The sequence below is a fragment of the Marinobacter sp. genome (assembly GCF_052091845.1).
In the GTDB taxonomy this organism is placed as follows: Bacteria; Pseudomonadota; Gammaproteobacteria; order Pseudomonadales; family Oleiphilaceae; genus Marinobacter.
In genome coordinates, this window is the sequence record NZ_JBQDCO010000011.1 from 44,757 (window position 1) to 69,433 (window position 24,677).

At 52.7% G+C, this 24,677-nt stretch carries 25 protein-coding genes; 7 read left to right on the forward strand and 18 right to left on the reverse strand.

All coding sequences use genetic code 11. From position 1 onward, the window contains the following. Positions 1–2 precede the first annotated feature (2 nt). The 9 genes from pqqE to pedF form a co-directional block, all read right to left on the reverse strand. Positions 3–1,160 (reverse strand): pyrroloquinoline quinone biosynthesis protein PqqE, encoded by a 1,158-nt coding sequence (pqqE, locus tag ACTHYN_RS05510; RefSeq protein ID WP_441811469.1) that lies wholly within the window; start codon positions 1,158–1,160, stop codon positions 3–5. Beyond that, a complete protein-coding gene (pqqD, locus tag ACTHYN_RS05515; protein ID WP_100640855.1) occupies positions 1,157–1,432 on the reverse strand; it encodes a pyrroloquinoline quinone biosynthesis peptide chaperone PqqD in 276 nt (91 codons plus the stop codon). Before pqqD ends, pqqE begins: the two co-directional genes overlap by 4 nt. Beyond that, entirely contained in the window at positions 1,432–2,187 is a 756-nt protein-coding gene (gene pqqC / locus ACTHYN_RS05520; RefSeq protein WP_441811470.1) for a pyrroloquinoline-quinone synthase PqqC, read from the reverse strand. The genes pqqD and pqqC overlap by 1 nt, the downstream gene beginning before the upstream one ends. After that, entirely contained in the window at positions 2,184–3,113 is a 930-nt protein-coding gene (pqqB, locus tag ACTHYN_RS05525) for a pyrroloquinoline quinone biosynthesis protein PqqB (RefSeq protein ID WP_441811471.1), read from the reverse strand. The genes pqqC and pqqB overlap by 4 nt, the downstream gene beginning before the upstream one ends. A gap of 56 nt (positions 3,114–3,169) precedes the next feature. Continuing rightward, the gene (gene pqqA / locus ACTHYN_RS05530) at positions 3,170–3,241 is read right to left on the reverse strand and encodes a pyrroloquinoline quinone precursor peptide PqqA (protein ID WP_007153157.1); all 72 of its coding nucleotides are present in this window, start codon (positions 3,239–3,241) and stop codon (positions 3,170–3,172) included. A gap of 310 nt (positions 3,242–3,551) precedes the next feature. Continuing rightward, positions 3,552–5,072, reverse strand: a complete 1,521-nt coding sequence (gene exaC / locus ACTHYN_RS05535) for an acetaldehyde dehydrogenase ExaC (RefSeq protein ID WP_441811472.1) — start codon at positions 5,070–5,072, stop codon at positions 3,552–3,554. A 138-nt stretch (positions 5,073–5,210) separates the two neighbouring features. Further along, the gene (locus tag ACTHYN_RS05540) at positions 5,211–6,173 is read right to left on the reverse strand and encodes a quinoprotein relay system zinc metallohydrolase 1 (protein WP_441811473.1); all 963 of its coding nucleotides are present in this window, start codon (positions 6,171–6,173) and stop codon (positions 5,211–5,213) included. Continuing rightward, positions 6,170–6,952, reverse strand: coding sequence for a quinoprotein dehydrogenase-associated SoxYZ-like carrier (locus ACTHYN_RS05545; protein WP_441811474.1), 783 nt, complete (start codon positions 6,950–6,952; stop codon positions 6,170–6,172). The genes ACTHYN_RS05540 and ACTHYN_RS05545 overlap by 4 nt, the downstream gene beginning before the upstream one ends. 57 nt (positions 6,953–7,009) lie before the next feature. Further along, complete coding sequence (gene pedF / locus ACTHYN_RS05550) at positions 7,010–7,435, reverse strand: cytochrome c-550 PedF (protein WP_441811475.1); 426 nt, start codon at positions 7,433–7,435, stop codon at positions 7,010–7,012. A gap of 363 nt (positions 7,436–7,798) precedes the next feature. On the opposite strand from pedF, the gene ACTHYN_RS05555 reads away from it, so the two are divergent. Both ACTHYN_RS05555 and ACTHYN_RS05560 read left to right on the forward strand, forming a co-directional pair. Next, on the forward strand, positions 7,799–9,652 hold the full coding sequence (locus ACTHYN_RS05555; RefSeq protein WP_441811476.1) for a methanol/ethanol family PQQ-dependent dehydrogenase: 1,854 nt from the start codon (positions 7,799–7,801) through the stop codon (positions 9,650–9,652). A 59-nt stretch (positions 9,653–9,711) separates the two neighbouring features. Further along, positions 9,712–10,362, forward strand: a complete 651-nt coding sequence (locus tag ACTHYN_RS05560; RefSeq protein WP_441811477.1) for a pentapeptide repeat-containing protein — start codon at positions 9,712–9,714, stop codon at positions 10,360–10,362. Between the two features lie 11 nt (positions 10,363–10,373). Here ACTHYN_RS05560 and ACTHYN_RS05565 read toward each other — a convergent pair whose 3' ends face one another. Next, positions 10,374–11,039, reverse strand: a complete 666-nt coding sequence (locus tag ACTHYN_RS05565) for a response regulator (protein WP_441811478.1) — start codon at positions 11,037–11,039, stop codon at positions 10,374–10,376. A gap of 292 nt (positions 11,040–11,331) precedes the next feature. On the opposite strand from ACTHYN_RS05565, the gene ACTHYN_RS05570 reads away from it, so the two are divergent. From ACTHYN_RS05570 to ACTHYN_RS05580, 3 genes are all read left to right on the forward strand, one after another. Further along, positions 11,332–11,895: a rhodanese-like domain-containing protein gene (locus ACTHYN_RS05570; protein ID WP_441811479.1), complete on the forward strand. Its 564-nt coding sequence runs from the start codon at positions 11,332–11,334 to the stop codon at positions 11,893–11,895. Positions 11,896–11,897: 2 nt separating this feature from the next. After that, complete coding sequence (locus ACTHYN_RS05575) at positions 11,898–12,338, forward strand: hypothetical protein (protein WP_441811480.1); 441 nt, start codon at positions 11,898–11,900, stop codon at positions 12,336–12,338. Between the two features lie 220 nt (positions 12,339–12,558). Beyond that, positions 12,559–13,233: a response regulator gene (locus ACTHYN_RS05580; RefSeq protein WP_441811507.1), complete on the forward strand. Its 675-nt coding sequence runs from the start codon at positions 12,559–12,561 to the stop codon at positions 13,231–13,233. A 47-nt stretch (positions 13,234–13,280) separates the two neighbouring features. Here the strand turns inward: ACTHYN_RS05580 and ACTHYN_RS05585 are convergent, their stop codons facing one another. The 4 genes from ACTHYN_RS05585 to ACTHYN_RS05600 form a co-directional block, all read right to left on the reverse strand. Further along, the gene (locus tag ACTHYN_RS05585) at positions 13,281–15,569 is read right to left on the reverse strand and encodes a NahK/ErcS family hybrid sensor histidine kinase/response regulator (RefSeq protein ID WP_441811481.1); all 2,289 of its coding nucleotides are present in this window, start codon (positions 15,567–15,569) and stop codon (positions 13,281–13,283) included. After that, positions 15,553–16,716, reverse strand: coding sequence for a nitric oxide-sensing protein NosP (gene nosP / locus ACTHYN_RS05590; RefSeq protein ID WP_441811508.1), 1,164 nt, complete (start codon positions 16,714–16,716; stop codon positions 15,553–15,555). Before nosP ends, ACTHYN_RS05585 begins: the two co-directional genes overlap by 17 nt. 267 nt (positions 16,717–16,983) lie before the next feature. After that, positions 16,984–18,084, reverse strand: a complete 1,101-nt coding sequence (locus ACTHYN_RS05595; RefSeq protein WP_441811482.1) for a porin — start codon at positions 18,082–18,084, stop codon at positions 16,984–16,986. 243 nt (positions 18,085–18,327) lie between these two features. Next, positions 18,328–18,639 carry a hexameric tyrosine-coordinated heme protein gene (locus tag ACTHYN_RS05600; protein WP_441811483.1) on the reverse strand — a complete coding sequence of 104 codons (312 nt, stop codon included), beginning with the start codon at positions 18,637–18,639 and terminating at the stop codon, positions 18,328–18,330. Positions 18,640–18,978: 339 nt separating this feature from the next. On the opposite strand from ACTHYN_RS05600, the gene ACTHYN_RS05605 reads away from it, so the two are divergent. After that, positions 18,979–20,181 (forward strand): M24 family metallopeptidase, encoded by a 1,203-nt coding sequence (locus tag ACTHYN_RS05605; RefSeq protein ID WP_441811484.1) that lies wholly within the window; start codon positions 18,979–18,981, stop codon positions 20,179–20,181. Positions 20,182–20,198: 17 nt separating this feature from the next. Here the strand turns inward: ACTHYN_RS05605 and ACTHYN_RS05610 are convergent, their stop codons facing one another. From ACTHYN_RS05610 to ACTHYN_RS05625, 4 genes are all read right to left on the reverse strand, one after another. Next, on the reverse strand, positions 20,199–20,921 hold the full coding sequence (locus ACTHYN_RS05610) for a molecular chaperone DnaJ (RefSeq protein WP_441811485.1): 723 nt from the start codon (positions 20,919–20,921) through the stop codon (positions 20,199–20,201). Positions 20,922–20,967: 46 nt separating this feature from the next. Continuing rightward, complete coding sequence (locus ACTHYN_RS05615; protein ID WP_441811486.1) at positions 20,968–21,663, reverse strand: VWA domain-containing protein; 696 nt, start codon at positions 21,661–21,663, stop codon at positions 20,968–20,970. 106 nt (positions 21,664–21,769) lie between these two features. Then, on the reverse strand, positions 21,770–22,408 hold the full coding sequence (locus ACTHYN_RS05620) for an SDR family oxidoreductase (protein ID WP_441811487.1): 639 nt from the start codon (positions 22,406–22,408) through the stop codon (positions 21,770–21,772). Between the two features lie 238 nt (positions 22,409–22,646). Beyond that, positions 22,647–22,904, reverse strand: a complete 258-nt coding sequence (locus ACTHYN_RS05625; RefSeq protein WP_441811488.1) for a hypothetical protein — start codon at positions 22,902–22,904, stop codon at positions 22,647–22,649. 321 nt (positions 22,905–23,225) lie between these two features. Between ACTHYN_RS05625 and ACTHYN_RS05630 the strand changes: the two genes are divergently transcribed. Beyond that, a complete protein-coding gene (locus tag ACTHYN_RS05630) occupies positions 23,226–24,662 on the forward strand; it encodes a DUF3375 domain-containing protein (RefSeq protein ID WP_441811489.1) in 1,437 nt (478 codons plus the stop codon). Positions 24,663–24,677: the final 15 nt, after the last annotated feature.

Genomic DNA, 24,677 nt, shown 5'->3' on the forward strand with positions numbered 1-24,677 from the left:
GATCAGCTCTTGAAAAACAGTCTGGAATTTTCTGCGTTGCGGTAAGTCAGGTCAGCAATGCCAACCGTGGCGTGGTCGGCCGCTTTGCGTGCCGCCAGAATTCGGTCATGGTAAGAAGATTTGCTACACACCGGGTCGGCATTATCGGCATTACCGGTTAACAAATAGGCCTGGCAGCGGCAGCCCCCAAAGTCCTTATCTTTCTCATCACAGGAGCGACAGGGTTCTGGCATCCAGGCATCGCCCCGATAATGATTGAAACCAGGACTGTCGTACCACACTGACTTTAAGTGTGTATCGCGAACATTTGGAAATTCAATAGGTAACAGGCGTGCACTGTGGCATGGCAAGGCCGTACCGTCAGGGGCGACGGTCAAAAACAGACTGCCCCAACCATTCATACAGGCTTTCGGGCGCTCTTCGTAATAATCCGGGGTCACGAAGATAAGTTTCATATGGGACCCGGAAGCTTCAAGTTGAGCCCGGAATTCGTTAACCTCCGCCTCGGCCCGTTCCAGTTGTGCCTTTGACGGCATCAGTCCTTCGCGGTTTTCCAGCGCCCAGCCGTAATACTGGCATGTCGCCAGTTCCACAAAGTCAGCGTCCAGGCGCTCGCACAACGACATAATGTCTTTCATTTGATGAATATTATGACGATGGACCACAAAGTTGAGCACCATTGGATAACCCGCTTCTTTAACAGCACGGGCCATTTTCAACTTCTGCTCAAATGCTTTTCGGGAACCAGCTATGGCGTTATTAAGCTCTGGATCTGAGGCCTGAAAACTCACCTGAATGTGATCCAGACCTGCTGCGGCAAAGGCGTTCACTTTGGCTTCTGTCAGGCCCAGACCAGAGGTGATCAAATTGGTGTAATACCCCAACGAACGAGCCTCTGCGATAAGCTCTTCAAGGTCTGGGCGCACCAGAGGTTCACCGCCGGAAAACCCAAGTTGCGCCGCACCCATCTCGCGCCCCTGCCGTAGCACTTGAACCCACTCATCGGTGGTGAGCTCCTTTTCCGTTTGCGCAAAATCCAGCGGGTTCGAGCAGTATGGGCACTGTAACGGGCAGCGATACGTCAGTTCTGCCAATAGCCATAGTGGCGGGCCGACACTATGGCCAGCCTTATCTGTTGAAGCTGCGGAAGAAATCGTCATGACACCTCCAGCCAATGTTGATTGCAGGCATGTTCCAGGAACTCACACACATCGTTTGCCAGCGCCCCTGCCTCCGGGAATTTTTGCTCCAGCACAGCCACAAGTTCTGCAACACTGCGCTCCCCATCAACCTCCTGCAGAATAGCGCCAGCGCTCTCGTTAAGCTTAACCATACCTTCTGGATACAAGAGTACATGGCACTGCTGCGCGGGCTCCCACTGAAACCGGAAACCGCGCCGAAAACGAAGTACGTTAGCCATCGTAACCTCCATTACAGTCCCCGATGCCAGACTTGCTGATCCGTGACCGTATGAAACGGTGGTGTTTTATGGCTATACGCCATGGTGAGGGCATCCAGCAAGGCCCAGAGAATGTCCAGTTTGAACTGAAGGATATCCAGCGCCCGGGCCTGCTGGACTGGTGAGGTAAAGTGATCCAGAGTAATGGTCAAGCCATGGGCCACATCACGCCGTGCTTCAGAAAGCCGCTTTCGAAAATAGCTGTAACCGCCCTCTTCTATCCACGGATAATGCTGTGGCCAACTATCTAACCGGGATTGATGTATTTCCGGTGCAAACAGTTCCGTCAGTGAGGAACAGGCCGCTTCTTGCCAAGTCGCCCGACGGGCAAAGTTGAGATAAGCATCGACTGCAAACCTAACGCCGGGCAACACATGACGCTGGTCCACCACTTCCTCTCGACTCAGTCCTGTCGCTTCGGCCAGGCAAAGCCAGGCTTCAATGCCACCGCAATCTCCATCGTGGCCATCGTGGTCGAGAATGCGTTGCAACCACTGTTGGCGAACCCCCGCATCCGGGCAGTTAGCCATAATGGCGGCGTCTTTGCGGGGAATCATAATCTGGTAGTAATAACGATTGGCTACCCAGCCCCGAACCTGCTCCGGAGTGCATTGCCCGCTATACATGGCTTTATGGTATGGATGGTGGATGTGGTAAAGCCGCCCTTTATCCCGCAAAGCCTGCTCAAAGTCTGTCCGATTCATAGCTGTTTTCGCGATGGCGTTCATGGCTGCTCCACAAGTTCGATCTGCATTCCGTCCCACGCTACCTCGATGCCATGCTCCGCCAGCTGAGCTCGCTCGGGGGAATCTTCGTTCAGGATCGGATTAGTATTATTTATATGGATCAGGATTTTGCGTTTGGCAGGCATGGTATCCAGCACCTCAATCATGCCGCCTGGCCCGCTCTGGGCAAGATGGCCCATGTCCTGACCGGTTTTGGTACCCACCTCCTGGCGAATCATTTCATCGTCGTGCCACACAGTACCATCCACCATCAGTACGTCAGCTTTACGCATCCACGACAGAATTCGTGCATCCGTTTGGCCAAGGCCTGGCGCATAAAGCACATTCTGGCCGGTTCGGATGTCTTGAATAAAAATGCCAATGTTATCGCCCGGATGAGGATTATCCCGGCGAGGTGAATAGGGAGGCGCGTTACTCAGCAAAGGAATGGCTGTCAGTTTCAGAGACGGAGCACAGGGAATGGTAAAGGAGGAAAACTCAGATGCTGGTACTTCTCGCCAGTTAAGGCCACCGTTCCAGTGTTTCAGCATTGGAAACAAAGGAAACCCGGAACTGAGGTCGTCCTTTACCTGGGCGGTGCACCACACATCGAGCGGCAGTCCTTCTCGCAAGGTCAGAAGACCGGTGGTGTGATCGACCTGGCTGTCGAACAACAGAGCCGCATTGATTCCAGTATCCCGCAAAGCCCGGGCAGGCTGCATGGCTTCACAAGAGGCCAATTGAGCGCGAATGTCTGGCGACGCGTTACATAAAATCCAGCGTTCGCCGTCTTCGCTGATGGCAATGGATGACTGGGTTCGCGCATGGGCATTCAGTGTGCCTTTGCGAAATCCATCGCAGTTGGCACAGTTACAATTCCACTGAGGGAAACCACCTCCAGCAGCAGAACCAAGAACATGGATATACATGGGCAAGAGCTCCGGAAGTAGAGCGGCCAGCATTAACTTGCTGGCCGCTCCGTCCTTCAGCGGTTGGCGAAGTACATGGTTACTTCGAAACCGATACGCAGGTCTTCATAAGCTGGTTTAGTCCACATAATGCTCACCTCTTTTGTCATGATTATTTGTGCATTAAGGATGGATCGACAGTATTGCCGATACCCCACAACCCATCCTAAAGAGAGACTTCATATGCCTATATGGTACTTTCGGACTGTTTTGGCACGACATAAGTGGCAGGGTATTACGCGGCAAAAACGAAGGGCTAAACACCAGCGCTACAAACAAAAAAGGCCCGAAACGGGCCAAAAGAGCAGGACACAACAACACTAACTCGCAACAGAACAAACCCCGAAAAGGCCGGTCAGAACCTCCCCCCTTTGCGGGGGGAGTAAAACAACACTCAGATCAGAAGAACCCTAGTGGATTGATATCATAGCTGGTCAGCATGCACTTGGTTTGCTGGTAATGATCCAGCGCCAGTTTATGGGTTTCACGCCCGATACCCGACTTTTTATAGCCACCAAATGCAGCATGGGCAGGGTATGCGTGATAGCAGTTCATCCACACGCGGCCTGCCTGAATAGCACGGCCCATGCGGTAGGCTCGGTTCGTGTCCCGAGTCCAAACGCCAGCACCCAGACCAAACTCGGTATCGTTGGCAATCGCCAGCGCTTCCTCTTCTGTTTTAAAGGTGGTAACCGCTACAACCGGGCCGAAGATCTCTTCCTGGAATACCCGCATGCTGTTGTCGCCTTTGAACAGCGTAGGCTGGATATAGAAGCCATTATCGTAGTCACCGCCCAAATCTTCACGATCGCCACCAGTGAGAACCGTTGCACCCTCCTGCTTTCCGATCTCCAGGTAGGACATGATCTTGTCGTACTGCTCTTTACTGGCCTGTGCGCCTACTTGCACATCGGTATCCAGAGGATTACCGCGCTTGATCGCCTTGGTGCGCTCAACAACCTTTTGCATAAACTCTTCGTACATGTCTTCCTGCACCAACGCGCGAGAAGGACAGGTGCACACTTCACCCTGATTGAAGAAGGCAAGCACCAGGCCTTCAACGCACTTGTCGACAAATTCTGGCTCGGCGCTCATTACATCGGAGAAGTAGATGTTAGGGGACTTGCCACCCAGCTCGACCGTTGAGGGAATAATGTTCTCGGCTGCGCACTTCAGAATGTGGGAGCCAACCGGAGTTGAGCCGGTGAAGGCGATTTTGGCAATGCGCTTGCTGGTGGCAAGAGCCTGCCCTGCTTCGATGCCGTAGCCGTTTACAATGTTCAGAACGCCCGGTGGTAGCAGGTCACCAATAATTTCCATTAACACCAGAATGCTTGCGGGTGTTTGCTCTGCGGGTTTGAGCACGGTGCAGTTGCCTGCTGCCAGGCATGGACCCAGCTTCCAGGCAGCCATCAGGATCGGGAAGTTCCAGGGGATGATCTGACCAACCACGCCCAGCGGTTCATGATAGTGAAAGGCCACTGTGTTCTGATCAATCTCACCCATGTGCCCTTCCTGTGCACGGATGCAGCCGGCGAAGTAGCGGAAATGGTCTGCGGCCAAAGGAATGTCGGCATTCAGGGTTTCCCGCACAGCCTTGCCATTATCCCAGGTTTCTGCGACCGCCAGCTTCTCAAGGTTAGTTTCGATACGATCCGCAATTTTCAGAAGAATATTAGAGCGCTCTGCTGCTGAGGTGCGCCCCCAGGCTGGAGCTGCTTTGTGCGCTGCGTCCAGTGCCAGCTCAATATCTTCTTCGGTAGAACGTGGGATTTCACAGATTACATCGCCCGTTACTGGCGTAATGTTTTCAAAATATTGCCCTTTAACCGGGGCAACCCACTCGCCGCCAATATAGTTTCCATAACGAGACTGGAAAGAAACGGGGGAACCATTTTGTCCTGGTTGTGCATAGATCATAGCCTGAACCTCTTATTGTGTTTGTCGCAAAACAACGCTGCCTTTCGCGTTTACCAATCTAATTTATGCCGCCACCGTGGCTTACTAAATGGTGCGTTGGAGGCGGATATCTCATCCCTTAGTACTAAACCACGCGCCTTAGTTGCTAGTAAGTGCCCGGCTTTCATACTCAGAGTAAAGATGACTGACTGAGCGAATCAGCTCATAGCTAGCCCCTTCCACACTCTCGAACCGATCTGGGATTGCCGTACCAATGACTTCAGCAGCACTCAATCCCCGGGCAGCCGAGTTGGCCATAACGCCATCCAACCAAATCAGGTAATCATTCATTTGCAGGAAAGCTCTGTTATCCCTAACCACCGGCCCATGCCCTGGCACAACAACGGAAAAAGGCAACTCCGCCAGCTGCTGCATTTCCGATTGCCATTCCATAAGACCAGGCGTTTGAGGCGTTGTTAACGCCCGGTTAAAAAACACCATATCCGATGCAAACAAAACCCCTGAGATTTCATCCAGAACCACAAGGTCTGCGCCAGTATGCCCTCGCATGGCAATTAAGCGCAGCGTTCGCTTACCAATCTGAAGCGTTCCGGGTTGAACTCGTTGGCTGGGAACGATCACTTCGGTCCCGCGCATCCAATCGCCAATCAATCGATACATGTTTTCTGAAAAAGCTTCTCCATCACGCTCAAGAAGCTGCGCAGATTCCTCAAGCATGTAAAGTGTGTCCGGAGCGAAGGCCTGACTGCCAAACGCGTGATCCGGGTGATGGTGAGTAATCAGCACCTTAACGATTGGCTTGTCAGTGCGACTCTCAATCAGCGTGCGAAAGGCTTCGCCGTACAGCCGGGATGGTCCGGTATCGATGACAACCACACCCTCACTCGTCTCGATAAAGCCAGTATTCAGGATATTGCCGCCATTGGCTTTCGAGAAGTTGGCGGTACTGCCGGCGACAACCCATACACCATCAGCAACAGAGGTAGCCGTCAGCTCATAGTTTTTAGGAGCGGCGGTTGCTGCTGCAGTAAGCAAGAGCCACAGGGCGAAAACGGACACAAACCAGGCGGTTTGGCGCTGAGACCTCAAATAACCACTCATCGTGTAGTTCCTCCGATCGCACCCTCAAACCGATAGCCATTGTTATCTTTCATCCAGATGCTCAGGTCCTCACTTGCACCGCCCTTCTCACCCTCAAACTCAAAAACAAACATCGGGTTTTCAGCGGCTGACTCAGCCAGCGTCATAGACAGCAACAAAGCTTTTGAGCCTTTTTGCCGCACTTCAACTTTACCCACGTAGAAAGCAGGCACATTGCCAACCATCCCGGAATCCATCGGGTGCAGCAGGCTGGCCTTTATTCGGGTATTACCGTCACTGGAATACAGGCCGGTTTTGAGGGTTCCAAACTCATTCTCCCAGTCAGAACTGCTAGTCACTTCACGAGGGGCCGTGCACCCGCCGCCAGCGGCCTCTACAAAGCCACTGTCTATGTGCCACACCCCCTGCTCATCCAGCACAGCCGCCCGCACGCTGCTGGCTTGCTGAACCCGGAAGTTCAGTGAAATAAGCGACAGTCCACCATCGCTACTGTCTGCATTGAACAGAAGAGGCACCGGATTCATATCCACCCAGGTCACAACTTTTGCCACTTCGTGTGGGAACTCCGACAGATTAACGGCCAGTGGTACCTGAGTACTGTCCTCAGCGAATCCCGGCACCGACAGTCCCACCCGATTGTCCACGACAACCTCGACACCCTCGCCCAGATAGCGTTCAATGTTGTACTCCCATAGCGGCGAGCCTAATGGGTCTACCGGTAGCCCTGCCCAGGCGGCTTCAGCTATGAGTAAAAGAGCACATAAACCATATTTAGTCATAACCCGTCTCCAGCTTAACCTTCTCCCCGTCGAAGTATCGTTCAACAGAAGCACAAATCAGTTATCGGAGACAGATTCCACGTACGTCCGGATCGACCAGATAGCCGTCTGTCCCAAGTTGCTCTTGAAAGAAGGCATGCCGCGGTCTGTGCCATTCATCACGCGACCAATAAAGTATTCATCATCCCACTCGGTCAGCTCACGCAAATCAGGAGTCAAACCACCGGATTGCGCCTCAATACCATGGCAGCCCGCGCAATTGCCTGCGTATGCGCTCTCGCCAATATTGACCGCTTTTTCGTTAAGTTCGCCGTGCTCGTTACCCTCACGGAAAGGATTCTTATTAAGAGCGTCTGTTCCGAGATCAGGAAGATCTCCAGTGTCTACGGGCTGTGGAGTAACATTGCCATGACTGGCAACGGCAGAGGCCCAGGTGAGCGCGCTGGCGCAAATGAGCAATTTAAAAGATGGGGACAGCAACATAATTACATACCTTTTGTTTTGTTGTAGATAGTCAGCAGGTGCAAACTCTGCGCAACAGGGCTTTTCCCAAGTCTAGGGAACCGGCCTCCCACCCCATACACCACTTTGGACTCTGCGCCTTAATCCCTTAGTAGTAACCCTGTAGATCAGGAGCCAAAGCACGAAACACCACGCAATTCGTTAGAAACTGTAAGCCTTTCAGAGCGTTGATTTATCTCCGGGACATTTTCCCGAGCTGAGCCGCCTGTCATCCCGGTTTGTTCGTGAGTTTTTCCGTCGCCTGACGGCCTTGGCCGTGCCAATACTCCCTACGTCAACGCAACCACCCAAGCGTTTGTCACAACAACAATTAAGGGGAAAGTCATGAAAACAGCATTTAAGAAGCGCCCTCTGCTTCGCGGCATTAGCCTGGCAATTTCGCTGAGCTGCGCTGCGGGCATGGCAAGCCAGGCGTATGCAAAAGATGTCACCTGGGACGACATAGTGAACGACGCCGAGAACACCCAGGACATTCTGGGTTACGGGATAGGGCCAAAAGCCCAGCGTTACAGCCCCATGACGCAGATCAACAAGGAAAACGTCGAACGAATGGTTCCCGAGTGGACCTTTTCGTTTGGCGATGAAAAACAACGGGGGCAGGAATCACAGGCACTGGTGCATGACGGGGTCATATACGTAACCGGGTCTTATTCGCGTATTTGGGCCTTGGATGCAAAAACCGGAAAGAAAATATGGGATTACAGCCACCGCTTACCAGAGGGCATTCGACCCTGCTGTGACGTTGTTAACCGGGGCGCCGCAATTTTCGGCGATAAAGTCTTCTTTGGCACCCTCGATGCGGGCATGGTTGCGCTGGACAAAAAAACCGGTGATGTCGTTTGGCGTGAAAAGTTTGCCGATCACGAGGCCGGCTACACCATGACGGCCGCACCTACTCTGATTAAAGACCAAAAGACCGGTAAAGTCCTGCTGATTCACGGCAACTCCGGTGATGAGTTTGGAGTTGTCGGTAAACTCTACGCCCGCGACCCCGAGACGGGTAAAGAAATCTGGATGCGCCCTTTTGTTGAAGGACACTATGGCCGCCTGAATGGTGAGAAAAGCACACCCACCGGCGACCCGAGTGCGCCAAGCTGGCCAGATGACCCCAATACAGAAACAGGTAAGGTAGAGGCCTGGAGCCACGGTGGCGGGGCCCCATGGCAAAGCGCCAGCTTTGATATTGAGACCAATACGATCATTATTGGTGCGGGTAACCCTGCCCCCTGGAACACCTGGAAGCGCACCGCACCGGGTGGAGACCCTGCCGATTACGATAGCCTGTACACATCCGGACAGGTTGCGGTTGACCCAACAACCGGAGAAGTAAAATGGTTTTACCAGCACACGCCAAACGATGCCTGGGACTATTCAGGTAACAACGAGCTGGTTCTTTTCGAATACGACGATAATGGCGAAACGGTTAAAGCAACAGCACACGCGGACAGAAACGGCTTTTTCTATGTCATCGACCGTGAGAACGGGGATTTCAAGCATGCCTTCCCGTTTGTGGACAATATCACCTGGGCTGAAGGTATCGGCGAAGATGGCCGGCCTATTGAAGTTGAAGGACAGCGCCCACCCCCCCCTGCTGAAGGGGAAACACGTGGTAAATCCATCGAAGTATCACCCCCATTCCTTGGTGGAAAAAACTGGGAGCCAATGGCTTACAGTCAGGACACGGGGCTCTTCTACATCCCCGCCAACCACTGGAAAGAAGACTACTGGACTGAAGAGGTTACCTATAAAAAGGGTGCTGCCTATCTGGGCCAGGGCTTCCGCATCAAGCGTATGTACGACGATTACGTTGGCACGCTGCGAGCCATGGATCCAGTTACCGGCGAGCTGAAGTGGGAGCACAAGGAACCCATGCCTCTTTGGGCCGGCGTACTGACAACCAAAGGTGGCCTGGTGTTCACCGGCACGGGTGACGGCTATTTCAAGGCCTTCGACGCTGATACCGGCGAAGAGCTCTGGAAGTTTCAAACCGGCTCCGGGATTGTCTCCCCACCGGTCACCTGGGAAATGGACGGCGAGCAATATGTTGGTGTGACCTCAGGCTACGGCGGCGCGGTTCCATTGTGGGGCGGTGACATGGCCGAGCTCACCAAGCCTGTTTCACAGGGTGGCTCGTTTTGGGTATTCAAAATCCCTGACTGGGCTACCGCATCTAACTGATCCCTTAACAACTGAAGCCGCCGATGTGCGACGGCTTCAGTTACCCTCAGGAGCTCATTATGAAGACAATAATAAAAGTGGCTATGCTCTCCTTTATCGCGCCTGTTTTTGCAGCAGACTATCAAGCAGCATACGCCCCCCCGGAACTCAACGGATGCGTACTGGAAAAATATTCGGTGTGCCAGGGGGCCGATCTTCGCGGAGCAGACATGTCTAATATTAACCTGCGCGGCGTGGATTTCAGTGGAGCAGATCTAACAGGCGCTAACCTTAATCACGCTAACTTACGAGGTGCGAACCTCAAAGGCGCAACACTTAACCGCGTAACGGCCTACCGTACCGGCCTTTATCGGGCTGATCTACGGGGAGCAACTATTCATGATGCGCAGTTGCAGGGAGCTCAGGGCGAGTATCTATTTGCCCAGGGCGCAGACTTCTCTGGATCGGATATGACTGGAGCGAATTTCAACTTCTCGAAACTCTCTGGCGCCACGCTGAAAAATGTCGACCTATCCTTTGCCAGTCTTGAAATCGCCTGGTTACCCAAGGCAGATTTAGAAGGTGCAACGCTGTTCGGGGCCAACCTGCAAGAAGTAAAACTTGATTACGGTAACCTGAACAAGGCCGATATGCGCAACACGCGTATTCACTATGGAACATTTGTTGATACGTATATGGACGATTGTAAAAATTGCCCGGTCGACTGGTGACCCAGCATGATTCAGTTCGCGAGGGCAGTGTAACCACTGCCTGAACCACCATAGTGAACCAGTCCGGAATCGACAGCAAAATGCAAAAGCTCAAGCGCGGAGGACACCTCCAGCTTGCTTTTCAGAATGGAAAGATGATTGGCCACTGTTTTTTCACTGATACTCAACCGTTGCGCCACATTTCGGTTTGGCTCGCCGCGGGCAAACAGGATCAGCACCTCCAACTCCCTTTGGGTCATTTCCGACAATCGGCTACCCATTGCACCCGCTCGCCCCATGGCCAGCTTTGTGGCAAGACGATGCTCAATATAGGCTTCACCCGCTGCGGTTTTCCTTATTGCCGCCACTAATTCCGCCGGTCGGCAGCTTTTTGATACAAACCCCTGTGCGCCTACCTCCAGAGCCTGTTTAATCATCCCTGTGTCATCTATTGAGGACAGAAAAACCACCCGGGCCTTGCGCCATCGTCGCCGCACTCTCTTGCAGAGCTCAAGCCCTGAATAATCGGGGAGCAGCATGTCGGTAATGAGAACACCCGGAGCATGGGCGGCATACAGCCCCAAAGCCTCCGCCCCCGTGTTGGCGCCTTCAATAATAATGCCAGGCGCCATACTCCGGAGCAGACACGCTGTACCTTCTCTCACCAGTTGGTGCCCATCTGCGATAACGATCTTCATAGGGGACCCCTCAGTACGCGCAATGTTTTTCGCAAGGCGAAGACATATTCACTTTTATCTTAACCTCAACAAAAGCGCGCTGAATGGTTCTTTAGTACTGGCTGCTTACTACTTTCCGAACATTCTGCGTTGTTACCACTCGCGCCGACCGAGCGTTTAAATACGGTCCAGGCGATCACTGAAAGAGACGACTACACAACTTTGGTACCAGAGAATCAGGTCGATGGTTGGATTTACCTGTCGCCAATGGTGCTTTGTAATATTGATAAAACAACAAACGGGAAGTCATCTAATGCTCAAGACATGGCTGCTGACACTCACATTTTTGTTATCAGTGGTGCCGGCCATTGTTAACGCTCAAAACACAAATCCAGACTCCAAGAGTCTTTTCTCCGCAGATGGTTATCGCCTCGACCGCTACCGAAGCCCGACGCCAGACACCATCGAAGGTATACAAACCATCAGCACGCCCGATCTTAAAGCGGCGCTGGGTGCTTCACCGACGCCGGTCGTCATTGATGTAATAAACTCAGAATACCGGGCATCGCGATTCATCGAGACCAAGCCACACTACTCGGTACCCGGCGCATACTGGCTGCCAAATACCGGCCGCGGCGAAATGAATCAGCAGTGGCTTGACTACCTTGTAAGCAATGTTCGCAAGCTAACCCATAGCAAGCACGACTACCCCGTTATCGTTATGTGTAAATCGGACTGCTGGCTCTCATGGAATGCAGCCCGCCGCCTCAGGGCCGCGGGCTTCACCCATCTGTACTGGTATAAAAACGGTATAGATTCGTGGCAAAACGCTGGCCTTCCAGTAGAGGCCGTCACCCCGGTGCCGCCTGGATTCTAATTATGATGAATAGATACACACTTGCCCGCACCGCGATGATGATACTAACTGCCATAAGCCCCGCCCTGGCAACAGCTGCCACAATCGGCGATAAAGGCATTGCTGCACTGCGGGATTGCCAGTTGCATCGCGAGGATGAGGCGCGACTGGCATGTTTCGACCGCGCGGCGGCTCATTATTTGAGTTTTGATTTCCATGGTAACGGTCGTGAGCATACACCGAGTTTCGAAAGCGCAGAGGGTTTCCGGCTTGAATTCCACAGCGAAAGCGTGATCTTTGTGGTTTATGTGTTCAATGCCGATAATGAAGAACTGGTGAATACCTATAGTTCTGGCCCGGGCGAAGGTGAAATCAGCGTACACGAGGGCGGCCGCTTCTTTATTGAGGTCAAAGCGACTGACTCCTGGAAGATTCGGGTTCGCCAACTGGCGATCTCCGAGTGATGCGCCCTCACCAAATTACTACTTTAGTCCCTGTTTTTTGATGCATTGGTCGCATTCAATTAATGACAGCACTGATGTGTAATGGCACAACTACAAAAACAAACAGGGGCCTGTCATGCTGATCGAACCCAACACCATACCTGCACCGGAAAACATCTATCACAAGTCGGAAACACTTTCCGCGACTGAAGACCAACAGGTAGGCACGCTCATGGAGCCAATGTACAAAATTCTGATTGCAGACGATCACCCACTATTTCGGGATGCGATCAGCAGCGTCCTTGCCTCTGGCGTTGATGGCAGCGAAGTTCTGCAAACTGATGATCTGGAAAGCGCTCTTAAGGTTACACAGCAGAACGACGATATTGACCTGATCTTGCTGGATTTGAATATGCCAGGTATGAATGGGTTGAACGGGCTCATGACGCTGCGCAACGAAGCACCCACCATTCCGGTAGTGATCGTCTCAGCAGAGGAAGACAAGCAGATAGTACTGCAGGCGATTACCTATGGTGCGGTTGGTTTCATTACGAAATCCTCGCCACGCGCAGAAATGACTCACGCCATCCAGCAAATTCTCAACGGCAACGTTTATTTACCATCGGATATTATTCGTACCGGCAAAGAAAGCAGCAATAATACCCGTCGGAACAATCATGACGACAACCCGGTGTCGCCGGAGATGCTAAACTCTCTTACCAGGCGCCAGTTACTGGTACTTGAGCGTATGTCCAGGGGCGAATCCAACAAACAGATCGCTTACAACCTTAATATCGCTGAAACCACGGTGAAAGCGCACGTCTCTGCAATACTGCGCAAACTTGGGGTTCATAATAGGGTGCAAGCCATTCTTTCTGCTGGCGATGTCGATTTCAGCCACTACCTTAAGCGCTAAACTGCTTCATGCACCCTACTCGCTAATCTGTCCGCTTTCATTCCCGCCTAAGCGCTTCGTAGTATGTGGTTCAACACACTACGAAGCTTTAGTGGCTTCACTGGTTTATTCATCAATACGTAGCCCAGCTCGCGAATATGCTGCTTCAGCTCACTGGTATAGTTGGCGGTAATCATCACCACTGGTACTGAGTTGCCTCGACGCCCGTTGATAGCAGCAACCGTATCCACGCCGTTTTCATCGTTATCAAGATGGTAGTCCGCCAGTATCAAATCCACAGGGCTCGTCGATGGATTAAGCTGGCGTTCCAAATCTGGTAATGAAACAGCCGTTACCACTTGGCACCCCCAACTTTCCAGTACAACCTGCATGCCCTGGCAAATGGCAGGGTCGTTATCAATAACCCATATCCTGGAGCCAACCAGATCATGTTGCGCATGCACGCTGACATCGCGTTCAGATGCCGTCAGGCGAGGTTTTAGCTCGCCCATGGGTACTCGCACACTAAATGCCGACCCTTTACCCTCTGCCGACGACACGCTGATTTCGTGGTTCAGAATTCGGGAGATTTTATCCACAATGGCCAACCCCAAACCCAGACCTTTATCTGCGGGCGATCCTGTTGGGCGCACCCGTTTAAACTCCTGAAAAATTTCAATCAGCTTATCCTGAGGAATGCCAGCCCCTGTGTCCCATACCTGCAGCAGCACAGAGCCTTTCTCCCTTCGGCAGCCGAGAAGCACGCGGCCATTTGTCGTATAGCGGATGGCGTTGGTCAGGAAGTTGCGGAGAATCCGTGCCAGTAGCTGGGAGTCTGACTCTACAATTGCCGAGCTGCCAACAAAGTCGAGTTGAAGCCCCTCTGCCATAGCCATTTGCCGGAATTCCCGGGCGATGTTGTTGAGCAGATCGCGTAAATCAAAAGCCGTCACATCTGGTTTTATCACCCCGGCGTCCAGCTTGGAAATGTCTACCAATGTACCCAGCAAACTTTCCACGTCGTTCAGTGATGTACTCACCGATTGCACCAGATCTTCCGCACACGGCCCAAACGACTGTTCCTGTAAAGCACTGGTGAACAGCCTCGCAGCATTTAGCGGTTGTAACAGGTCATGGCTAACAGCCGCCAAAAATTTGGTTTTTGACAGATTAGCTCGTTCTGCCTCCAGCTTGGCGTCCCGCAGGCGTGCCTCGGCCGTATTGCGTTCACCTATTTCCTGGCGCAACTGGCTATTTAACTCAGTCAATGCCAGAGTGCGCTCTTTAACCCGGCACTCAAGGTCATCATAGGCTTGCTCCAGCGCCGCAGCCGTTCTACGCCGGTCTGTCACATCCCGAATCAATACAAAAAAACCAACAATTTCGCCCTGATCACCAAAGTTAGGCACGTAGGACCGCAACATATAGCGGGCCTGACCTTTTTCTCCCAACTCTTCGAACTCAAACGTGACATTGCGCCCCGAAAGCACTTCGAGGATCTGCGGCATTAGCCGCTGGTACATCTCCGGGGAATGTATGTTGATCAGGTTTTTACCCAAAGGAGACTCACCATTCCGTCCGTACCAGGCTGCATATACCTGATTGCAAAACTGAATGGTCATGTCCGCGCCCACATACGCAATCAGGGCAGGTACATGGTCGGTCACCACTCGAATCCAGCGCTCACTTTCTTCCAGAGCGGCGATACGCCGTGCCATCTCGCTGTTTTTTATATCGGTAATATCGGAATAGAGTACAACCAGGCCGCCCTCATGGGTCGGCCGCTCGGTCATCTGAACCCACCGCTTGTTGGATAGCAAAAATACTTCGCCCTCGGAATCTGGCTCGCTATGCTCTTCAACAATTAATCCGGAATCCTTTGCTAATTTTCTAACCTCGCCAATATAGGTTCCCGACGGAGGCACAGTTGTCCCTGCGTGCCTCCAGTAGCTGCGAAAGCGACTGTTGCTTTGAATCAACCGGTGTTGATGATCAAAAAGCACAAAGCCATCGGCAATACTCTCAATGGCATCGCTCAAACGCTGGCGAGTAGTTTCGGCTTCCTCACGAGCACGAGTAAGCGCTTTATTGCTGGACCTCAGCTCTTCCATTGTTTGATTAAGAGCCTCGGTACGCTCACGTACCTGTTCAGCCAGCACCACAGAATGCTCAAAAGCGGCATAGGGTTCCGGCTTGTGCGCGGTGCCGGATTCCACCCGAACAATCAGTGCATCGCGAATTTTGCGCAGGCGCCCATTTTCCGCTTCCAGTTCCGCCACCCGCTCCGCCAGGCCATTACGCCCTGTGGTCGCGCCCTGCTCCGGGGAATCTGGCTGTTTCTTACTCGGGATAGACATTAGGCTGGCCAATGACCACCCCCGTGAACGTCTGGTTAATATGCATACCATTGAACTGCTCACCATAGGTGTTAAAACCAACCACTTTATGGTGGCGCAGGAAATCTGATACGGCCTCAGATTCACCAATAAACTCCGCTTCCAGGCGCCGCAAAAAGCAATCACAACCAATGGTTACTAAAGGCTTACCAACAATACTTTCTGAGGTTTCAAGCTGGTCCCTGACGGGATCCAACAGCGAGGCGGGATTCATAGCGGTCATTACAATGCCCGTTTCAACTGCACAGTAAAACGTCAGGCTTTTATCCGGGTTAACACGCTGAATCGAGCGCACGAAATAATGACCACCAATCTTTACACCCAGCGGCCTGCGCGCAAACACCTCCCGACTCAAGGCTTCAACTGTGCTGCCAACAGCACGGGCGTAGGCCTCGGCTGCTGGCTCTGCGTTAAGTGAATATACGGTTCGGCTGTCAGAACAGGCGCCAGTTACAACCAGTTTCTCGTTGCCTTCTTCAAGGTGATGGGTAGAGAAAACCCGAAAATCCAACGGTGTATTCACTAACAGTACCGTTGCGGCACCAGCGTGAAATCGACCTTTGTAAAATACATGAGTATCTGCCAAATGCTCATCATCAGCGGCCGAGCCGCCAAACTGGGGAATGCTGCCAAGCGCTGAATTCAAGGTAGCCAGCACCAGTTCTTCCCTGCTGGACAAACCATCTAGCAACGTTATGGCAAATGTATTGCCTTTAATGGATGCCAGCCTGGCACCGCGACAACCAGAGAGTAGATCATCTATCACGCTCTGAGCGTCCCGGAGACTGAATTGATCCATTTCCCGAATCAGGGCGCATTCGATGGCGAAGAATCGGCGATCAAAGCCGATAGCTGTAATGCATCCTCGATCATATCCCTGAGGCGTAATTTCCCCTGCAGAGGTGCATCCTGAAACACCAATATCTGGGAATGCTTGCTCCAATGCCATGCCTAAGCCGTCCAAATCATATTCGGCGGAGCAAAAAAACAGCACATAACCGAGATGTTGATGCCGGAGTTGTCTTGCAAGAGCTTTCGCGGCCGAGACCGGTTCGCGAATGCAGGAACTGGCTACCTGTACTGCTGGCAGAGTCGTTACTGGCTTCATAAATGCGGATTCCACAGGAGAAAAGCTACCCTGTGATTTTACTGCATCCCTACATCCCGCCAATGCGACTTCAGTGCTTTTAACTGGCGCGCCAAACCATCTGTAAGTCATTGAACGGTAGACTCCTTTCTAGATAGTGACAGACACATAAGGCTTGCGTATGGCAAAACCGATACTTTCGTATTAGCACGATGCTGATAACTGGGTGACACAGGTCAGGCCTGGCCACCCATTTTTATCTGTCGTTATCGATCCTTCGTATAACGTTCAGAAAGTGACAATGGCGCCCAGTGCGATTGTGTCATCGTCGGTAGTGGTCACACCGGTGGTACGGTTCTTATCCTCATACATGTTGTACTCGGCCACCAGCTTGAAGTGACTGTTTATATCGTGAAAAAAGCCAACGGTGGTGCTTTCGGTTTCCAGATTCAGTATCTCTGCATCAGTTTCGCCATAAGAAAGCACAACCTTGTTAGCACCAAAGGCATAAGCCCCCTGAACCAGGAAGCCGTCTGCCTTGTCTTCTGTTAATGGCTCATTGGCAATAAGAACCGGGCTATCACCTTCGGATGTAAACCCCGATGCGGCCAACGTAAAGCCCGCAACGGACCCTTTAAGACCGTAACCCACGCCAGAGCTATCAACCGTGTTAGGCCCATTCTCAGCAGACTGATAACGACCATTCAGCCAGGCAGTCAGAGCCACATTATTAAGATCAGTGCTGTAGGTGATCTCTGATTCAATCCGGGGTGCCGAGTTTTCATCATTAGCACCCGTAACCGTATCTGCGGGATCTAATGCGCCCACAGCAATATTGAAACCACCCATGTCAGGAGTACGATAAGTAATCTGGGCGGAAGGCGTTGGGTAAGGATAACCCGCCCGGATATTCCCGAAGGATACACCCCCTGCGACACCGGGAGAGCCAAAGCCCATGAGAATCTCGTCGAGGAAAATATTGGAGCGGGCGTAGAGACCAAAATCCTTACCGATCAAAACCTGGCCAAAACTTCCGTCTACCGTGGCATAGAACTGGCGAACATCAATGGCTGTATCGGTGGGCGAGTCCAGGCTGTCGTTAATGGTCGTCCAGAACGAGGATCGCGCTCCCAGGGTAAGATCGCCCATCTCCTTACTGAAGTTAAAGCCAATGGTGTTGGGCAGAAAGCCCATTTTTATGCGAGAGTCCCGGGTGTCTGACACCCCGTCATCACGGTTCACGTAAAAGGCGTTGAAGTAGCCATCAACCGAAAAAGACGTGCCATCCTTGTTATACAGCTCAACCGCCGCATTTGCGCCCATGCTTGCACCCATGGCGCATGCCAGCGCGATGACCATGCCTGATTTTCTTAAATTTTTGTTGTTCATAATTCCCCCAGGTACTTTTGAAATTCTGGTTCAGACTGCCGTTTGAGACGACAGCCTCGGACGTGGTGTTGTGCCAGAACATCATGTTGGGTAAACCAGGGAAGATGAGAAATCAGCCAAGGGGGCTGGTTTTATTCTCAATTGGGAGGCAAGCGAAACCGAACTTTGGGATTAAGACTGGTACTGAAATGCCCGCAGACACAGCCCTGAAAACACTGAAACAGGGCTGTGCGGGTTTCGTCGTTATTTCCAATAATTATTTGCAGCAGCAACCGTTTGGAAGTGAACGGCAATCACTTCAGAGGCATGTATCAGGGCCTCGCCGCTCTGAGCATACTTCTCTCGCTCACGGAACAGCACTTCTTTATCCGGCTGGGTTGTTTTAACACCCACTCGCGAGAGTTTAACCGCCAGCTCAAAACCTTCCTGGGGAGTGCTTGTTTGCAGCGAAGGCAGCCAGCTTGACGTTTTTTCCATTTCAGTCTCAGCAGACAAGGGAGCTGCCAGAAACATGATTACCGCTAATACAAGCAACTTTGCTTTTATAAAACGCATTTTAATAACCTCTCTATGATATTGTTTTTCTTAGCTTCTACTTTCTCAGGGGCTGGATAGAACCAGAAACCAATCCCGCCACTTGGTTTTAGTCTAGTCGGTAAATATCTAAATTAAATACCTCTTTATAACTAATTTTGCCCTTCTGTGGTGCCAGCAGCCTCAGACCGGAAGTTGGCCTTAAGCTTCTGGATAACCCACACTAAAAGGCTCTGGAGCACTTACCACTAACCAACAAGTGCTTGGATATGCGGAGCTTGAGCTTACTTTCTGATTTGATACGGGAGGTAAAAAGATGCTTAATGAGACCAGGTTTCCAGACCGGCGAGAGATCCCCCCATGGATTACCGTACCTACCGCGACAAACTGCAATCCAGATTTCCCAAGCCTGTACTGGCATTCGAACCAGATGAATACGAGGCGCGGCTCGCCTGCGTTCGTCAGGGAATGGCTGACGCCGAACTTGATTTACTGCTGCTGACCGAGGCCAGTGAGCTGTGTTATCTGACCGGATACAACACCTTTGAGGTCTCTGTTCAGTGTGTGCTTCTGGTCTCGCCAGAGCGAACTCTGCTGTTCGTACCAGCCATCGAAGTCGGCCCCGCCGTGTATTTAAGCCAGGTAAACGAGGTTATCGGCTATCCATGGCAGTCTCCCGAAGCGGTCGCGAGCGAACTCGCTACGCAGGTGCGTCGCACGGCAGGCAACCCGGCGCCACAGATCGGCTTCAACCCTTGGGCAGGCTCCTTTCGGCCGGGACTGCTTCTGGCCCTCAAGAACCGGCTGGGTGCGGCCACATTTAGTGATTTCGGCGAGCTGATTGACCGTGTTCGCTTGGTAAAATCGCCCGCAGAAATGGTTTATCTTACCGAAAGCGCCGCCATCACCGGCGCCGGTCTGGACGCAGCGGCTGCGGTAATACGGGCGGGCGTCGTCGATCACGAAATCGCCCAGGCAGGTGCCAGTTCCATGCTTGGGGCAGGCAGCGAATTCATGAGCATGCAACCAATTGTGACGACTGGCGCGCGCAGCGGCATCATTCACACAAATCATGCAGGTTATAAGGTAGCGCGCGGCGATGTCGTGTTCACCGAATTCGGTGCCGTTCGCCGACGCTACACCGCGCCCATGATGCGTACCGCCGTGGTCGGGCAGGCCTCGGCCGAAATTCATGAATTCCATAGAGTATGCCTTGAGGTTCTCGAAGCGGTAATGGCGGCCGCGCGAGCCGGATCCAGCTTCGCCTCGGCAGCCCGCGCGGGCGAAGCTGCCCTGGCGCCCATCGTTGATCGTGCGTTTTTCTCCGGCGTGTTTGGCTATCCGGTCGGTGCGGCGTTTCCGCCATCTTGGGTCGCCGGCTCGATGTTTATAACCACCGACAACGAAGCCATTCTGGAAGAAGGTATGGTGTTTCATCTGCCGATTTGCTTACGCAAGCCGGGCGAGTTTGGTGTCGGTTTCAGTGAAACGGTGCGTATTACAGCAACTAGGGCCGAGCGAATCACGAATAATACGTTAGCCCTCAAGGAGATTTTCTTATAACTAAACTGGGGCTCGCCTTAACTCAACAGTTGTTCTTTGGCTTCATTCACTCGGGCAGCCAGATAATTACTCCCGCCTCGATCCGGGTGTATTTTCTGCATCACCCGGCGGTGGGCCTGAATGATTTCATCCCGACTGGCACCGGCCTCCAACCCTAAAATATCCAATGCTTCGCTGTCGGTCAGAGGGCCGCCGCTACTTGCGTTTTCACGTTCGCCACTTCCCTCACTATCATCACCAGCCGGGTCGTCGGTCCGCCAAGAATCACCGAAGCGTTTGTTCAAGTAGGTTTCCAGAAGCCGGGCAGAATCCTCGTCGTGCTCCCGGCAATACTGCAATAACTCAATGAACTCACCCTCTTCCAGGCCTGCCAACGCTCGGCCAGCCATGGGGCCTTTCAATATTTCACCACTCATATCTCCAGAGTCGTGATCAAGGGTCATATCCAGAATATCGCTGGAAACATGAGATTGGTTACCCGATTCGGCTTCATCCCCTCCTGAGCCAGGCATGCGGCCCGCCAGCAAAGACGGCAACATACGTCGCAGCAAGGGAAACAGGAACACAAGCATGGCAATCAGAACTTGGAGGCGGCCAGTAACGGCTAGCAGAACCGCTATTAAAACCCCGACGATTAATGCCAGCTTGAGAATAGCGGGCTTTCGTTGGCTGGGCGGTTGGCTGCGAACCCAGACTCCTGCAACAATCGCCAGAATGACAACCAGAAATATTAGTGGCACTCGGATACTCCGGGCCAATAGGCCCTCTGGTTGATTGAAAAAAGCGCTATTTGAGCTGTTGGGTTAAACGCTTAACTTCCGAGGAGCTGCGGCTGGAATAGTCCTGCAGGGCTTTAGTTCCTCCGGAAGCATAGACCGCAACAGCAGCCATAAGCTCCTTAAGCACTTGAGGGCTGTTGCGATCAAAGGGTGCGTAGGCACCTCCCGACAATTTGCTCACCTGCTGAAACGCTGCCCTTGCATGCGCATCGGAGCCCTCATGGAACATAAATACTGGAGTTCGCAGCATGCCTAGTTCCCCGGCAATATGGCTAAGCTTGTCCACCGGCTCCTCACAACAATCCCCGATAAACACGACAGCCTTGACTGGCTTTGCCCGGGTTTCTTTTCTGGCGTGCGCCAACACCTTGCTAATCTGGGTTTGCCCACCCAAGCAAGAAACACCGTTCATCAGGTTGAGCAGTTGGCGGGTTTTGGTAACAAAACCGGTGGCCTTGAACTCCCGAAACCCGCGGTAATAACAAAGCTGAATGGCCAAACCACCCAATTCCCTGGTCGCCATGAAAAGCTCACTCTGCAAGTGGCAAGCTTGATCCCAAGTAGCCTCCCGGCTGGCCGTGGCATCCAGAGCGAAAATTAGCCGGCCCTGCTCACCACCTTGTTTGGGTAGTTTGCGAACCTGGTGGATAAACTGGTCAATCGACTGTTTATCAGACTTGGCACGGAGCTCTTTATCGGACATAGGCCTTTGCAAACCGCCTCGCTCTGACAGTGTATTGTTTAAAGCTTAGGGGAAAGATCAAGCAATTCACAGGCCCGAAGGAGCAATGCCTCCAGGGCAGTATGTATTACAGGTTTGCAAGCGCCTCAGCCACCGGCGTGTCACCAGACACTACCTCAAAAACCTGGTTAACAGTGGTTTCGGCATCCAGAGCCGCCAGCAAAACACGGCCAACATCTTGTCGTGAGATTTTACCTACACTCTCATGTCTCGCCTTGACCGCGACTTTCCCGGTACCCTCATCATTAGTCAACTGGCCCGGGCGAACAATGGTGTAGCTCAAGCCACTTTTTTTCAGGTGCTCATCGGCATTGTGCTTGGCTAGCAGGTAGTGCTGGAGTTTTTCAGGTCCGTTTTCCGGCTCCTCAGCACCCATGCTACTAACGATGATAAAACGTTTGATGCCGTTTTTCCTGGCAGTATCAATCAGGCGAATAGCGCCATCCTGATCCACGTCTGTCGTCTTTTCCGGCCCAGTGTGAGGGCCGGAACCGGCTGTAAAAATAACCACATCACAGCCTTTCATAGCTTCACTGCAATCTTGTTCCAGGTCCCCCACCACGGTTTCAGTAGCCCCCAGTCGTTGCAATTCCGGACCCTGCTCAGCATGTCGAATCATGGCTCGCGCCTCGTGATCACTGCCTGCCATTTCCCGTAAAAGGTGCTGCCCTATTTGTCCGTTAGCTCCTGCAATAAACACATGCATGACGCATCTCCTGATTGACTATTTAGGTGCTTACACTCCATAGGTCAGTGCTCCATGTTCCAAATTCAACCCATGAGCAGCAAGTTTAAACGGAATAACACGAAAGTAATGCCGGGGATGAATAACCAGAGTGTATAGAATTCAGAGGGTATGTTGGCAAGGTGCCGGGCTAGCACAACTCACATCCTTCGCCAGGCGCGATGGACATTGTGCGGCGTTGGGTTGAAGATTAATCCATTTACTGGTGCCTACCTTCCAGGTAGGCCACCACGTGATCCAGGTTGTCGGTATGTGTCTGCTTGTTGTCAGAAAATAAATCCGAGAACTCCAGAACGAGTGCTTGAATCAGAGTAAACCCTTGTCGCATGCGCCCTTCCACCGCCTCTGCAATGCCATCGTATTCACCAAAAGAACCTTTCTCCTGGCACTTTGTATTCAGTGGGTCAAATTCGAAAAGTGCCATGGAAATCATGGCTGCAGGTAATACGATGCTCATACACCCTCCTGTACGATAAGGCGACAGTGTATGCGCTGCATGCGACAGAATGCGTCGCACCGAATGAGTCCCCTTGCCGATGAAAAAACCTGTGAGATGGTCATAGACGAACATTTCGTTATTCGTTTTGTGGCTAAAGATTATGAGGTGGGAAGGTGGCAGACACCTGGGTGAAAAGTGATGAAATGTGTCCATTCTTTTGCTGTGCACTTCGACATTTTTAACGGGGCGTAGGCAAGCACCAACATTGTCAAGGCACCTTTAACCTGCCAGGCACATGCCATATGATTGCTGCTCAAACTCTTCTGCAAGGTACGCTCATTGGATTACGATGACCTCAGCCAGTTACGCCGTTTTCATCCTGCATGGCGGCTTTTGTTGGCGGATCACGCGCCGCTGATTGTCAGTTTCCTCAACCTGGTATTTATTCAGCCCAACGAACGCTCGGTTGCAGAATCGCAACTGCAGTCTCGCTTGGAAGATCTGCTTTTTCAGCTCCGCGCTAACCACGGCGAGGATTCGTTTCCCCGCGGCGCAAGGGACTATCTCAACGACTGGGCAGAGAACGACAAGGGGTGGCTGCGCAAGTTTTACCCGCAGAGCAGCGATGAAGCCCACTTCGACTTGACCCCCGCCACTGAAAAGGCCCTCGGCTGGCTGGAGAGCCTGACCCAGCGCCAGTTTGTCGGCACCGAGTCTCGGCTGAAAACGGTCTTCGACTTACTGCAGCAAATGGTATCCGGTACCGAGACCGACAAGCAGGCCCGGCTGGATGACCTCAATGAACGTAAAGCAGCTATTGAACGGGAAATCAGGCAGGTGGAAGCCGGCGATATCGCCATCATGGATGAAACCGCCCAACGGGAGCGCTTCCAGCAACTTAATGGCACCGCTCGGGAGCTGCTCTCGGATTTTCGCCAGGTGGAACAGAACTTCCGCCAGCTGGATCGTCAGGCACGGGAGCAGATTACCGCATGGGAGGGCCGCAAAGGCGATCTGCTGGAACAGATATTTGGCCAACGCGATGCCATTTCGGACACGGATCAGGGGCGCACCTTCCGGGCCTTCTGGGATTTTCTGATGTCGCCTTCCCGGCAGGAAGAGCTCTCCGAAGGGCTGGAGCGGGTTTTCGATCTGGACGCCATTCAGGCTCTGCAGCCAGACCCGCGTTTCAAGCGCATTCACTTTGACTGGCTGGATGCTGGCGAGCAGACCCAGCGCACGGTCGCCCGTTTGTCCCAGCAATTGCGCCGTTTTCTGGATGACCAGACCTACCTTGAAAACAAGCGCATCATGCAACTGATACAAGGCATTGAAAGTCGCGCGCTGAATGTGCGTGACGAACAGCCCAGCGACGCCATTATGCCGATGGAATCCACCCAGGCCGGAATCCATTTGGCTATGGAGCGCCCGCTGTTTTCGCCGCCGCTGAACCCGGTTATCGAATCCCGGGTAGAAGCCGGAGACGAGTCGGGGGTGGACCCAGATGCCCTGTTCAATCAGGTGCTGGTCGACAGGGCCAGGCTGCAGGTCCACATCCGCGACGCACTGCGCGGCCAGTCGCAGGTTACACTCGCAGACGTTATTCAGCGCTATCCATTGCAAGTGGGGTTGGCGGAACTGGTCACCTACCTCACCATGGCAGGCAATCAACCCACCGCCAGTTTTGACGAAAACCATCAAGACACGATTCAATGGGCGGATGAGAATGGCAGCTACCGCCGCGCCCGTATTGCCCGCGTGATCTTCACTCGATAACCTGCTGCCGGACAG